Here is a 13,285-nt window from a genome sequence, read left to right on the forward strand (position 1 = left end):
TCCTTGCTCGCGCCGCTTCCGGCGCTCGCCGTCGCCACGCTCGGTTCGATTGCGCACTCCTTGCTCGCGCCGCTTCCGGCGCTCGCCGTCGCCACGCTAGGGTCACCAACGTGCCCCCCGTCCAGCCGCAACCCATCCTCGCGCCGCTGACCCCGGCGGCGATCTTCCTGGTGGTGACCATCGACGACGGCGGAGAGGCGGCGGTGCACGACGCGCTGCCCGACATTCCGGGGCTGGTGCGCGCGATCGGTTTCCGCGAACCGCAGAAACGGTTGTCGGCGATCGCCTCGATCGGCTCCGACGCGTGGGATCGCCTGTTCTCCGGACCGCGGCCCGCCGAACTGCATCGGTTCCCCGAGCTGAACGGACCGCGGCACAGCGCGCCTGCCACACCCGGGGATCTGTTGTTCCACATCAGGGCCGAGAGCTTGGATGTCTGCTTCGAGCTGGCCGACCGCGTCCTCAAATCGATGGCCGGTGCGGTCACCGTGGTCGACGAGGTGCATGGTTTCCGCTACTTCGACAACCGCGACTTGCTCGGGTTCGTCGACGGCACCGAGAACCCGGACGGCGCGCTCGCCACCAGCGCCACCGCGATCGGCGACGAGGACCCCGACTTCGCCGGCTCTTGCTATGTGCACGTGCAGAAGTACCTGCACGACATGTCTTCGTGGAATTCGACCCCGGTCACCGAGCAGGAGCGCGTGATCGGCCGCACCAAGCTGGACGACATCGAGCTCGGCGACGACGTCAAGCCGGCCAACGCCCACATCGCCCTCAACGTGATCACCGACGACGACGGCACCGAACTGAAGATCGTGCGGCACAACATGCCGTTCGGCGAGCTCGGCAAGAGCGAATACGGCACGTACTTCATCGGCTATTCGCGTACCCCGCAGGTCACCGAACAGATGCTGCGCAATATGTTCCTCGGCGACCCGCCGGGCAACACCGACCGTATCCTGGACTTCTCCACGGCCGTCACAGGCGGCCTGTTCTTCTCTCCCACCCTCGACTTTCTCGACGATCCACCGCCGCTGCCCACAGCGCCGGTGGCGGAAACGCCAGTGGCACAGAATGGCTCACTTTCGATCGGCAGCCTGAAAGGAACCTCTTCATGAACAACCTCTACCGCGACCTGGCACCGGTCACCGAAACCGCTTGGCAAGAAATCGAATTGGAGGCGGCCCGCACCTTCAAACGCCACATCGCCGGGCGCCGGGTGGTCGACGTCAGCGAGCCCGGCGGACCGGTGACCGCCGCGGTGAGCACCGGTCGGCTCGCAAACGTGGCGTCTCCCACCGAGGGCGTGGAAGCCCACCTCCGAGAAACCAAACCCCTCGTTCGGCTGCGTGTTCCGTTCACCCTGTCGCGTTACGAGATCGACAACGTCGAGCGCGGCGCCAGCGACTCCGACTGGGATCCGGTCAAGGAAGCCGCCAAGAAGCTGGCGTTCGTGGAAGACCGAGCCATCTTCGAGGGCTACGCCGCGGCATCCATCGAGGGCATCCGCTCGGCCAGCTCGAACAAGTCGCTGACCTTGCCGGCGGATCCGCGCGAGATTCCGGACGTCATCACTCAGGCGATCTCCGAACTCCGGCTGGCCGGTGTCGACGGTCCCTACTCGGTGCTGCTGTCCGCCGAGGTCTACACGCGGGTCAGCGAGACCACCGAACACGGCTATCCGATCCTCGAACACATCGACCGGCTGGTTCCCGGAGACATCATCTGGGCGCCGGCCATCGACGGTGCATTCGTGCTCACCACCCGCGGCGGCGACTTCGACCTGCAGCTCGGGACCGACGTGTCGATCGGATACACCAGCCATGACGCCGACACCGTGCAGCTGTATCTGCAGGAGACGATGACATTCCTGTGCTACACCGCGGAGGCGTCCGTCCCGCTGAGCCCGTAGGAATAATCGCCGACGGACCGCTGCTTAGGTGGAGGGACAAACGAACTTCTCTCCTGGAGGCAGGGTTTCGATGGCAACAACATTGGCAGGCTCGACCGCACTGGTGACGGGCGCGACATCGGGAATCGGCCGGGAAATCGCACTGCAGCTTGCGGCTCGCGGCGCCGAGGTCGTGGTGCAGGGTCGCGACGCCGAACGCGGCGCCAAGACCGTCCGCGATATTGAAAATGGCGGGGGTAAAGCACGTTTCGTCGCCGCAGATCTCAACGTCGCCGACGATGTGCGGCGGTTGGCCGCCGAGGCCGGACCCGTGGACGTCCTGATCAACAACGCCGGCGTCTATGAGTTCGGGCTGACCGCGGACACCGACGACGCGACCTTCGACGAACACGTGAACGTGAACCTGCGTGCGCCGTACATCCTGGTGCAGCAGTTGGTGCCGGCCATGGCGGCTCGGGGCAACGGCGCCGTGGTCAACGTGAGCACGCTGGCCGCATCGGTAGCGACACGAAGCGCGGGGATCTATGGGGCCACCAAAGCCGGCTTGGAGCAGCTCACGCGCGTGTGGGCAGATGAATTCGGCGAGTCGGGCGTGCGGGTGAACGCGGTGGCCGCGGGGCCGACCGACACGCCTGGGGCCGCCGCCCTTCCGGGTGTACTCGACACCATCGCGGCGATCACCACGCTGAAGCGAGTGGCCGATGCGAGCGAGATCGCAAGCGCCGTGGTCTTTCTCGCTTCGCCGGACGCCAGCTATGTCAACGGCGCTATCTTGCACGCGACGGGGGGTCAGTCGGCGATTGCCGCATAACGGTTTTCGCTAGAGATCGAGCACCACATCGGTTTCCGGAGCCGCCGAGCAGATGAGGACCGAGCCGTCAGCTGGCGGCTCCAAAGGCTGCTGGACGTAACTGGTCGTCCCCGCGACAACTCCTGTGACGCACACGTGACACACCCCACTTCGGCAGGAGAAGCGGGTCGGAACGTCGCAGGCCTCGGCGAGGTCGAGGATGCTTCGGTAGGCGGGTGACCAGTTGACCGTTAATCCGCTGCGCGTAAAGGTGATCGCCGGTCCGACGCCGGGTGGCCCCACCGGTGGGTGGGGTGGCCTGCGCTCGCCGGTCTCGACAACGCCCGGGTTGATCGCGGGCAACGCGCCGAACAGCTCGGTGTGGATGCGGGTCGGGTCGAATCCCATGCCGGCCAGGTCGTCACGCACGTCCGCCATGAATTGCGTTGGACCGCAAAGGTAGACGCTGGCGTCGGTCGGCAGGCCCAATTTCGCGATCGACTCTCGGCGCAGCCGGCCCTGCGTTTCGGTGTAGAAGATCTGCTGCCTCGCGTGCGGTAGCGATTTGATGAGAGTCGCAACTTCGGCTGCGAACACTTGGGTTTCGCGGTTGCGCGTGGTGTGCAACCACCAGATGTCGCGCTGACTCCCGGCTGCGGACAGCGCATGCAGCATCCCTAGCACCGGCGTCGCCCCGATTCCGGCCGAGAACAGGATGACTGGCCCGCTGCCTTCGACCAGGTGGAAGTCGCCGCGGGGGGCGGCCGCCGCGATCACCGACCCCGGCCGGATGTGGGTGTGCAGCCACCGGCTCACCACGCCGTGGTCCTCGCGCTTGACACTGATGCGGTAATGGCCGGCGGAGGAATCATCCGACAGGGAGTAACTGCGCAGCGGTGGTGGGTCGCCGGCGCCGGCGATCCTGACCGTCAGGTACTGTCCGGGCAGCGCCGGCGGCAGCGGAGCCTGGTCGGCGGCCTCGAGCCGGATCGAGAGGACTTGCGAACTCTCCCAGCATGTCTCAGTGACCCGCAAATTACGAAAGCCCCTCCACCCCGGCTCGACTCCGAGGGGTGGGGCTACCGCGGGCGGCGCGCCATCGCGTGCGGCCAGCAGATCGTGGAAAGACTGCTGCCAACCCGGGCTGAGCGCGGGAACGTCGACGGCCTTGCGCAAGGCTTCGACTTTGCGGTCGGGCAGGTACAGCAACGCGTCGACCTCGGCGACACTGAGTTCGTGCCGACCGCGGCGGGTCCGGACGATGTCGTCGCCTGCCCGCACCCGGCCCTCGGTGATTACCCGGAAGTAAAAGCCCGGACGATGTTGAGCGACAAGCAAATTGGGCATCTCTGGCTCGCCGAGGCGCAGCCCGACCCGAAAGCACGTGACACGCGGCTGAGTAACCTCGAATTCGGCATCGCCGATTCGATAGCGGTCTCCAATGCAAACGTCGGTGTCGGCGAGCCCGGCGATGGTGAAGTTTTCGCCGAAGTCACCCGGTTGCAGGTCGTCGCGAGCCAGGTAGGTCTTCCAGAAGTCGTAGGACTCGCTCTGGTACACCATGACGGCGCGTTGTTCCCCGCCGTGGCCGGCGAGATCGCCCTGACCGTCGCCGTCGATGTTCAGCCGTCGCACCATGACCGGCCCGTCGACCGGACTCTTCCAGATCCCGGTGTAGACCGTCTTATCGTGCCACTGCACGTTCTTCGGCATGCCCACGTTCACCGAAACAAGCTTGCCCACCGTGTCACCTCGAACCTGACCCGACATTGCGCGAGCCGGGCCAACTGGGTTGGTTGGCCCAGAGTATGGCAGCCGGGTGCGCGGGGCAACATGTCCGTTTCGCGGACTGTTGCGCGAGGCCCGTTTGGTGCATACTGGGTCGTACAACCCATAAATTTGGACGCTCGGTTCAGCGCACCTCCATCGGACGCCGCCGCGGCGCACGATGCTGAAATGCATTCAGTCAGGAGGAATGCCATGCCTGCTGTTCATCATCGCTACGCCGCGGTCGACGGCCACCGGATCTTCTACCGGGAGGCCGGGGACCGGGCCGATCCGGCGGTGGTGCTCCTGCACGGGTTTCCCACCAGCTCGTACATGTTCCGCCACCTGATCCCGCTTCTCGCCGACAAATACCACGTCATCGCGCCGGATCACCTCGGCTTCGGGCTGTCCGACGCCCCACCTGCCGACGAGTTCGACTACACCTTCGACGCGCTGACCGACCTCACGGCGGGCCTGCTGGGAACCCTGGGCGTCGACCGGTACGCCATGTACGTCCAGGACTACGGCGCACCGATCGGCTGGCGGCTCGCGCTGCGCGATCCGGCCGCCGTCACCGCGATCATCAGCCAGAACGGCAATGGCTATGACGCGGGATTCGTCGAGAGCTTCTGGAAGGTCGTGCAGGCGTACCAACAGGAGCAGACAACAGCCACCGAGGCCCCGGTGCGGCAGTTCCTCACCCTCGATGCCACCCGCTGGCAGTACGTCACCGGCGTGGCCGACGAGACACTGGTCGACCCCGAATCCTGGCATCACGACTACGCGTTGCTTTCGCGGCCCGGCAACGATCTGGTGCAGCTGAATCTGTTTCGTGATTACGCCACCAATGCGCCCCTGTATCCGTACCTACACGAGTACTTCCGCGCGACCCGGGTGCCGCTGCTCGCGGTCTGGGGCCGCGGCGACGAGATCTTCGCGCCGGCCGGCGCCGAGGCGTTCGCTGACGACCTGCCCGACGCCGAGATCCACCTGCTCGACGGCGGGCACTTCCTGCTGGAGTCGGCCTGCGACGACGTCGCCCAGCTGACCCGGAGTTTCCTCGCCAAGCACCTCAAGGCCTGATCCTTGTTGTATGGGCTGGAGGTCCCATAAATGGGAGCGCTCCCGAGATAACCTGGCGCGATGGCCCACCCCGATGTTCGCGACGAACAACGGTTGACCGCCAAGGGGCGAGCCACCCGCGACCGGATCGTGCAGGCCGCCGCCCAGCTGATCGTCACCGAGGGCCTGTCCGCGTCCAACATGGAGAACGTGCGCCGCGCGGCTTCGGTCAGCGGCTCACAGCTCGCCCACTATTTCGCCGACAAGGCGGCGCTGATTCGCGCGGTCATCTGGCGCCAGATCGCCGTGGTCCTGGACTTTCACCGTCAGCCCACGCTTCGGGGCCTGTGTTCTTTTGACGACTTCGAGCGGTGGATCGACCTCAACATGCGCTACCTGCGCCGCATCGGATATTTCGGCACACCCACCTATCACGCGCTGACCGCCCAGCTGGCGAAGACGGACGACACCACCCGCGACGCTCTGGGGTCCGGGTACCGCCAGTGGATCGGCTTGTTGGAGAAGGCAATTCAGCAAATGAAAGACGACGGCCTGCTGGTTGGCGGTGCCGACCCCCGGCAGGTCGCTTTGGTGATCATCGCCGCCCATCAGGGAGGTGGTGTGTTGACGTTCACCTATCAACAGGAGTGGCCGCACGCCGACGCGGTGCGTTTCGCGGTGAACTACCTCCGCCTGTTCGCAACCGACAGCGCCGAGCGCGCACCCCGCCCCCCGCGCCGGTCGCGGGGCCGCCGCCCCGCCCGGCAAGCCGGCTGACGCTCACGGCCGGAGGTGACGACATGACCGAACACAACCCCCCGCGGTTGACGCGCAAGGGACTGGCAACGCGCGCACGCATCGTCGAGGTCGCCGCACGCCTGATGTTCGAGCATGGCATCGCGAATACCAGCATCGACCGGGTGCGACGCGCCGCCGGAGTGGGCGGATCCCAGATTTCGCACTACTTCCGGGACAAGCGCGACCTGATCCGCCACGTCGTCGATGCGCGCCGCAAGGACGTCCGGGACTTCCACTCGCGGCCGCAGTTCGCCGGACTCGACAGCCTGGATGCCCTACAAGCGTGGGCCGATGCCTGCGTATCAGACATCGACGCCGTATACCGGGTCGGAGGATGCGTCTATGGGTCGTTGGCCGGCGAGCTGATCGAGGCCGACAGCGAAATGCACGACGAGCTCTCCGCGGGTTACGACCAATGGATCGAACTGTTTCGGGTCGGCCTCGAGTCGATGCGCGATCGCGGTGATCTGCGCCCGGAAGCCGACCCGCGGCATCTGGCCGTGTCGCTGGTCGCCGCGCACCAGGGCGGCGCCATGCTCACCCACACCACCGGCGATCCGGAGCCGCTGCGGGCGGCAGTCAATGCCGCCGTCGACTACGTGCGCTCTTTTGCGACTCGACCGCCCACCCGCAACGGGCGATCCGCGCCGTCGCGCGGCCGAAGTAAAGGCTAAGGGCGCCATTCCCCTGGACATAGCGGGAAGGCGCGCCCATAATAATGGGTCAGTTAGCCCATTCGTCTCGATCATGTGATCACTTCCATCGACCTGGGAGGGCAGTAAGTGGCTGCCGCCGATCCGCACCAGCTGCCCACCGCGCCGGCTGTTGTACGCGAGCAACCCGGCGGGGAAACCATGCGGGCGATCGTCTTGGCAAAGTTCGGCGGTCTGGACAGCCTGGTCTATACCGACATCCCCAAGCCGCTGCCCAAGGACGGCGAAGTCGTCATCGCGGTAAAGGGTTTCGGCATCAATCACGCCGAGATGCACATGCGTCGTGGTGAATGGGCCGAAGCCGCAGAAGTGAGCGGCATCGAATGCGTTGGCATCGTCGACTCCTGCCCGGGCGGCGAGTTCCCGGTCGGGGCCAAGGTGGCCGCGCTCATGGGAGGCCTGGGCCGAACCATAAATGGCAGCTACGCCGAATACACCCGCGTCCGCGCGGCCAACGTCGCGCTCATCGAATCCGACCTGCCGTGGTCGCAGTTGGCCGCGCTGCCGGAAACCTATGCGGTGGCCTGGACATGCCTCTTCCGCAACCTGCGCCTTGAAACCCAAACCTTGGTCTTGCGGGGTGCGACGTCGTCTCTGGGCCAGGCCGCGCTCAAGATGGCGGTGGCCGCGGGTGCCCAAGTCATCGCGACCACCCGCCGCAGCGAACGTGTTGGCATGCTCGAGAAACTGGGCGCTTCCCGTGTCGAGTTGGAGCGCCGTGACCTGGCGGCCCATATCGCTGAGAGCAAGCAGATTGACGCCGTCCTCGATCTGGTGGGCAACAGCACCATCCTGGATTCCCTCGACATGCTGCGCCGTGGCGGCACGGCCTGTCTGGCCGGATGGCTGGGCGGGCTGGATCCCCTTGGGGATTTCAACCCGCTGCTGCGCATGGCCTCCGGTGTGAACTGGAACTTTTTCGGCAGCTTTGTGTTCGGCACACCAGGCTTCCCGCTCTCCGATGTCCCCCTGCAGGACATCGCCCGGCAGGTCGCCCAAGGCGCGCTGGAAGCGAAGCCGTCTCGCGTCTTTTCGTTTGACCAGATTCATGAGGCCCACCGAGTGATGGAGGCCGGAGAATCCGGCGGCAAGATGGTCATCGTGATGGAGTGATTCTGCGTGAAATTCACTGTTGTGGGACACGATTCACGAGGGAAGGACACGATATGGGTCTGGCATGGCAGCAAGGCCCGCTGGCGGCGGGATCGCTCGGACACTTCCTCACCGAACAGCCGATGCCACCGCGGCTGCTGTTCGCCGAGCCGTTGCGCCGCCGGATGCGGGTGCGCTTCGCGGATCGGTGGATCGCCGACAGCGAGGACGTGATCCTCCTACACGAACCGGGCCGCTACCCGGTCGCCTACTTCCCCCGCGGTGATATCGAAGAGGGAACGCTGCACACCGAGGATCGGGTGACGCAGCATCGCGACCTCGGGGCCACGCAGTGGTTCACCGTCAAGGCACCGGGACGCGAGACCAACCACAGCGCGTGGGAACACACCGGGCTGCCCGCCCATGCGGTGGTGCTCGATGGCCGGGTGGCGTTTGCGTGGCGTGCCATGGATGCCTTCTACGAAGAAGAGGAACGGATCGTCGGGCACGCCGCGGATGCCTACCATCGCATCGACATCCGGTCTACTGCACGGCATCTCGTCGTGCGGGACGGCGATCGGGTGATCGCCGACACCCATCGCCCGTTGGCGCTGTACGAGTCCGGCTTTGCGCCCAGATGGTACGTGCCGCGCGAAGATACCGAGGAGTCCGCACTCAAACTCGTTGATATCCAGACGTTTTGTCCCTACAAGGGAATCTGCTCCTACTATGACATCGGCAGCCACCAACGGGCGGCATGGTCTTACGTCGACGCGTGGACGGAGGTCGCACGCGTCCGAAACCTGGTGTCCTTCGAACCCGACAAAATCGATGTGCACCTCGACGGCAAGCAACTTCAACTGGAGCCGGGCCAGACCGTCATCCCACACGGGGTAGACCGCGGGCTCGACACAGACGAGGTGTCAGGGAAGAACCCGACCCGGAGCGCCTCATGAGGGCGTCCATCGAAGTCGTCATCCTGCCCGTCGCGGATCCCGATCGCTCGCTACGGTTCTACCGTGACCAGCTTGGGTTCAACCTCGACGTCGATTACGCGCCCACCCCGGGATTCCGGGTCATCCAATTGACGCCCGAGGGCTCGGGCACCTCGATCCAATTCGGAGTGGGTCTCACCGATGCGCCGAACGGCTCAGTGCGCGGCCTGTATCTCGTGGTCTCCGACATCGAGGCCTGTCGCGCGGAGCTGACCGGTCGCGGCGTAACCGTCAGCGAGATACGCCATAAAGATACCGACGGCGGCTGGAGCGGCAAGTTCCTCCCGGGCACCGACCCGGACCGCGGTGACTATGCGAGCTTCGCGGACTTCCGCGATCCCGACGGCAATGGTTGGGTAGTGCAGGAGCGGAACCATCAGCCGGGCTGACAGTGGTTGAAAACCATTGCGGCAGATCGGGAGGTAGCGGTGGCGGCGCGAGAGACCAGTCCTGAACGGCTACGCGGATTCTCCGACGGCGTGTTCGCCGTCCTCATCACGATCCTGGTGTTAGAACTCAAACCGCCGAGCGCCCACGGATTCCGCGCCCTGCTTCCGCTGTGGCCGACCGGGCTGAGCTATGTGGTCAGCTACCTGTTCATCGCGATCGTCTGGGTCAACCATCATCACCTGTTCAACTACGCCCAGGTTGCGACGTCGCGCCTGGTCTGGTCGAACTTCGCGCACCTCTTTTCGGTCTCGCTGATCCCGTTCACCACCGAGTGGATCGCCGACAGCCGGCTGGCCCCGGCGCCGGTATCCCTGTACGCCGCGGTCTTCGTCCTGGTCAACATCACCTACCTGGCGCTGTGTTGGGAAGCGGTGGATCGGCCCGCCCACCAAGATGTTTCAACGCGGATGCGACGCATGCTGCAAATGAGGTCGTTCATCACGCTCGGGGTGTTCGTGACGGCGGCGCTGGTCGCGCTGTGGTGGCCGGTGGCGGCGATGTTGTTGATCGTGTTGTGCCTCGTGGGGTACCTCCGACCGGATATTCCCCAACGAAAGAATGTCGAGCCGTCATGACCACACCGTCCATCCTGGTCTTCGACGTCAACGAGACGTTGCTCGATATCGAATCCATCGCACCGCTTTTCGCTGAGCTGTTCGGAGATGAAGGCGTGCTGCGGGAATGGTTCGCGCAGTTGATCATGTACTCGATGACCATCACGCTGGCCGGCGATTATGTGACGTTCCCCGTGCTGGCCCAAGGCGTGCTGCGCATGCTGGGCGACGTCCACCGGGTGGACGTCACCGACGAGCATGCCGACCGCCTGAAGGCCCAGCTGCTTACCATGCCGGCGCACCCCGATGCCGCCGATGGACTTGCCGCCCTGCGTGACAACGGTTTTCGGCTGGTATCCCTGACCAACTCCCCGCCCAATCTGGATGGCCCGACGGCGCTTCAACAATCTGGACTTGCCAACTTTTTCGAGCATCAACTGAGTGTCGATGCCCGTGGCGTGTTCAAGCCGTCACCCGCCGTCTATCGCTACGTATGCGAGACCCTCCAGGTGGCTCCCGCGGACTGCATGATGGTCGCCGCACATGTGTGGGACACAATCGGTGCGCAGAACGTCGGATTCGGTGGGGCTCTCCTCACCCGGCGCGGCAACGCACCGCTGCCGGTGGACGGCCTGCCGCAGCCGGACATCGTCGCCAGTGATCTGCGTGGGCTCGCCGAGCAACTGGTAAAGGGAATCCGCGAGTGCTGAGACGTGGCGACCCACCCAAGCGAAAGGATCGTCGACCATGACAGCAGCTGGCGGAGGAGACTTTGACGTCGTGGTGCTTGGCGCCGGCCCGATCGGCCAGAATGCCGCCGAACGCGCCCGGGCCGCGGGACTGCGTGTCGCTCTGGTCGAACGCGAACTCGTCGGCGGCGAATGCTCGTATTGGGCGTGCGTGCCCAGTAAAGCGTTGCTGCGCCCCGTCATTGCGCTTTCCGATGCCCGTCGTGTCGACGGTGCACGGGAAGCCGTCACCGGCTCCATTCGCGCCGACGGCGTGTTCGGCCGCCGCAACCGTTACGTCACCGACTGGGACGACAGCAGCCAGGCCGACTGGGTCAGCGGAATCGGCGCGACCCTGATCCGGGGGCACGGGCGATTGGACGGCCCACGACGGGTCGTCGTCACCAACAGCCACGGCGAGCAGGTGGCGCTGACCGCACGGCATGCGGTGGTCATCTGCACCGGAAGCCGCTCGGCATTGCCCGATCTGCCCGGCATTGCCGAGGCGAAGTCATGGACGAACCGGCAAGCGACCGATAGCAGTGCGGTTCCCGAGCGCCTGGCCATCGTGGGCGCCGGCGGCGTGGGGGTCGAAATGGCCACGGCCTGGCAGGGTTTGGGCTCGCAGGTGACGCTGCTGGCGCGCGGATCGGGACTGCTGCCCCGGATGGAGCCCTTTGTGGGCGAATTGATCGGACGCGGGCTCCTCGAGGCCGGCGTCGACCTGCGGGTGGGAGTATCGGTTCGCGCGCTGCGCCGCCCGGACGACTCCCACGTTGTACTGGACCTGGACGACGACACCGAATTACGGGCCAATGAGGTGCTTTTCGCGACCGGGCGTACACCGCTAACCGACGACATCGGCTTGGACACGGTGGGCTTGAGGCCGGGCAGCTGGCTGGAGGTGGACGACACCTGCCTTGTTCAGGGTGCCGCCGAGGACGGCTGGCTCTACGCGGCGGGAGACGTCAATCACCGGGCTCTGCTCACCCACCAGGGCAAGTATCAAGGCCGCATCGCCGGTGCCGCGATCGGGGCACGCGCGGCGGGCAAGCAGTTGGACAGCGAACCGTGGGGCGCTCATGCTACGACCGCCGACCATCACGCGGTGCCGCAAGCCTTCTTCACCGATCCCGAAGCGGCCGCCGTCGGCCTGACAGCTCAACAAGCCAAGCAAGCCCGACACCGGGTCCGCACAGTCGATATCGAAATCGGTGACGTCGTGATGGGGGCCAAGCTTTACGCGGACGGTTACACCGGCCGCGCGCGGATGGTGGTCGACCTGGATAGCGGCCACCTCCTCGGCGTGACTATGGTCGGCCCGGGCGTGACCGAACTGCTGCACTCGGCCACCATCGCTGTCGCCGGCCAGGTACCCATTGACCGGTTGTGGCACGCCGTGCCGTGCTTCCCGACCATCAGCGAACTGTGGCTGAGACTGCTCGAGGCGTATCGGGATCAGTCGGACGATAATTGACCCATGGCCACCACAGACGGATTCCATCCGGACTTCGACGACACGGCAGCACCCGCCGCGCGCAATCGGGTGCGCCACATCAAGGCGTCGGAAATCAGCTCCGACACAGCACAATCGGAGGGTTTACGGCGCTTCGCCGCCCTGTCCGGCAGCTCGGTCGGCGCGGAGAAGCTCTGGATGGGCGAGACGCACGCGTCGCCGCAATCGGCTTCGGACAACCACCATCACGGTGACTCGGAGACCGCCATCTATGTGCGAAGCGGCAACCCGGAATTCGTCTTCCATGACGGCACCGGAGAGGTCCGCATCGCCGCCGCGCCCGGCGATTACGTCTTCATCCCGCCGTATCTGCCGCCGGGAGGAAAACCCCGACCCCGACACCACCGCCGAGGTGGTGATCGCACGCAGCAGCCAAGAGGCCATTGTGATCAATCTCCCCGCCCTGTATCCGCTGGCCGATCATCAGTAGACGGCGATCTCGATCAGGTTGCCGTCGATGTCACGACAGTAGTGCGAGGTCATCTCACCCAGCGCCCCCACCTTGGTCACCGGTCCGGAGATCACCTCCACTCCGCACGCGGCGAGATGTGCGCGAACATCGTCCGGGCTGGCGTGGGTGACGAAGCACAGGTCTTCGGAACCGGCGGCCTCGACCGACGCGGTGAACCAGTGGGGATCGTCGGTCAACGCGCCGACAGGCCGCAGATTGATCTTCTGATCCCCGAAGCACAGCGCCGTCCTGTGCGACGGCCCGAACTTCTCCCGCCGCATGCCCAGCACCCGCTCGTACCACGCGGCAGTGGCCTCGACGTCGCGGCAATTCAGGACAATGTGGTCGAACCGTTCCACGGCGATCGACACCTTCGACCCTCCTGACCCGCGCAAAACCGTACCCACCTGCGCTCGGGCAGCTTGCGCGCGAAAACCATTCGCTACCAGAGTAA

14 protein-coding genes and 1 pseudogene are annotated in these 13,285 nt (G+C 65.6%); 13 read left to right on the forward strand and 2 right to left on the reverse strand.

What is annotated here, in order from left to right; genetic code table 11:
* The first annotated feature begins 110 nt into the window (after nt 1–110).
* The 3 genes from ACZYVJ_RS11250 (at nt 111) to ACZYVJ_RS11260 (ending at nt 2,726) form a co-directional block, all read left to right on the forward strand.
* Nucleotides 111–1,121 carry a Dyp-type peroxidase gene (locus tag ACZYVJ_RS11250; RefSeq protein ID WP_463831062.1) on the forward strand — a complete coding sequence of 337 codons (1,011 nt, stop codon included), beginning with the start codon at nt 111–113 and terminating at the stop codon, nt 1,119–1,121.
* Nucleotides 1,118–1,915, forward strand: a complete 798-nt coding sequence (locus ACZYVJ_RS11255) for a family 1 encapsulin nanocompartment shell protein (protein WP_463831063.1) — start codon at nt 1,118–1,120, stop codon at nt 1,913–1,915. The genes ACZYVJ_RS11250 and ACZYVJ_RS11255 overlap by 4 nt, the downstream gene beginning before the upstream one ends.
* 70 nt (nt 1,916–1,985) lie before the next feature.
* The gene (locus ACZYVJ_RS11260; protein ID WP_463831064.1) at nt 1,986–2,726 is read left to right on the forward strand and encodes an SDR family NAD(P)-dependent oxidoreductase; all 741 of its coding nucleotides are present in this window, start codon (nt 1,986–1,988) and stop codon (nt 2,724–2,726) included.
* A 9-nt stretch (nt 2,727–2,735) separates the two neighbouring features.
* On the opposite strand, the gene ACZYVJ_RS11265 is transcribed toward ACZYVJ_RS11260, so the two are convergent.
* Entirely contained in the window at nt 2,736–4,448 is a 1,713-nt protein-coding gene (locus tag ACZYVJ_RS11265) for an MOSC domain-containing protein (RefSeq protein ID WP_463831065.1), read from the reverse strand.
* Nucleotides 4,449–4,685: 237 nt separating this feature from the next.
* Here ACZYVJ_RS11265 and ACZYVJ_RS11270 point away from each other — a divergent pair, with 237 nt between their 5' ends.
* The 10 genes and pseudogenes from ACZYVJ_RS11270 (at nt 4,686) to ACZYVJ_RS11315 (ending at nt 12,810) form a co-directional block, all read left to right on the forward strand.
* A complete protein-coding gene (locus ACZYVJ_RS11270) occupies nt 4,686–5,555 on the forward strand; it encodes an alpha/beta fold hydrolase (protein WP_463831066.1) in 870 nt (289 codons plus the stop codon).
* Between the two features lie 60 nt (nt 5,556–5,615).
* On the forward strand, nt 5,616–6,311 hold the full coding sequence (locus tag ACZYVJ_RS11275; protein WP_463831067.1) for a TetR/AcrR family transcriptional regulator: 696 nt from the start codon (nt 5,616–5,618) through the stop codon (nt 6,309–6,311).
* 23 nt (nt 6,312–6,334) lie between these two features.
* Nucleotides 6,335–7,006, forward strand: coding sequence for a TetR/AcrR family transcriptional regulator (locus ACZYVJ_RS11280; protein WP_463831068.1), 672 nt, complete (start codon nt 6,335–6,337; stop codon nt 7,004–7,006).
* A gap of 180 nt (nt 7,007–7,186) precedes the next feature.
* Nucleotides 7,187–8,158 carry a zinc-binding dehydrogenase gene (locus ACZYVJ_RS11285; RefSeq protein ID WP_463832956.1) on the forward strand — a complete coding sequence of 324 codons (972 nt, stop codon included), beginning with the start codon at nt 7,187–7,189 and terminating at the stop codon, nt 8,156–8,158.
* A 53-nt stretch (nt 8,159–8,211) separates the two neighbouring features.
* On the forward strand, nt 8,212–9,093 hold the full coding sequence (locus ACZYVJ_RS11290; RefSeq protein ID WP_463831069.1) for a DUF427 domain-containing protein: 882 nt from the start codon (nt 8,212–8,214) through the stop codon (nt 9,091–9,093).
* The gene (locus ACZYVJ_RS11295) at nt 9,090–9,521 is read left to right on the forward strand and encodes a VOC family protein (RefSeq protein ID WP_463831070.1); all 432 of its coding nucleotides are present in this window, start codon (nt 9,090–9,092) and stop codon (nt 9,519–9,521) included. The genes ACZYVJ_RS11290 and ACZYVJ_RS11295 overlap by 4 nt, the downstream gene beginning before the upstream one ends.
* Nucleotides 9,522–9,560: 39 nt before the next feature.
* Nucleotides 9,561–10,157, forward strand: a complete 597-nt coding sequence (locus tag ACZYVJ_RS11300) for a TMEM175 family protein (protein WP_463831071.1) — start codon at nt 9,561–9,563, stop codon at nt 10,155–10,157.
* Nucleotides 10,154–10,846, forward strand: a complete 693-nt coding sequence (locus tag ACZYVJ_RS11305) for a haloacid dehalogenase type II (protein WP_463831072.1) — start codon at nt 10,154–10,156, stop codon at nt 10,844–10,846. The genes ACZYVJ_RS11300 and ACZYVJ_RS11305 overlap by 4 nt, the downstream gene beginning before the upstream one ends.
* Nucleotides 10,847–10,883: 37 nt before the next feature.
* A complete protein-coding gene (locus ACZYVJ_RS11310; RefSeq protein WP_463831073.1) occupies nt 10,884–12,341 on the forward strand; it encodes a dihydrolipoyl dehydrogenase family protein in 1,458 nt (485 codons plus the stop codon).
* A 3-nt stretch (nt 12,342–12,344) separates the two neighbouring features.
* Nucleotides 12,345–12,810, forward strand: a pseudogene (locus ACZYVJ_RS11315) (cupin domain-containing protein).
* On the opposite strand, the gene ACZYVJ_RS11320 reads toward ACZYVJ_RS11315, so the two are convergent.
* The gene (locus ACZYVJ_RS11320; protein ID WP_463831074.1) at nt 12,804–13,202 is read right to left on the reverse strand and encodes a VOC family protein; all 399 of its coding nucleotides are present in this window, start codon (nt 13,200–13,202) and stop codon (nt 12,804–12,806) included. The pseudogene ACZYVJ_RS11315 and the gene ACZYVJ_RS11320 overlap by 7 nt on opposite strands.
* Between the last annotated feature and the right edge of the window lie 83 nt (nt 13,203–13,285).

The organism is Mycobacterium sp. IDUB_3, from assembly GCF_055419585.1.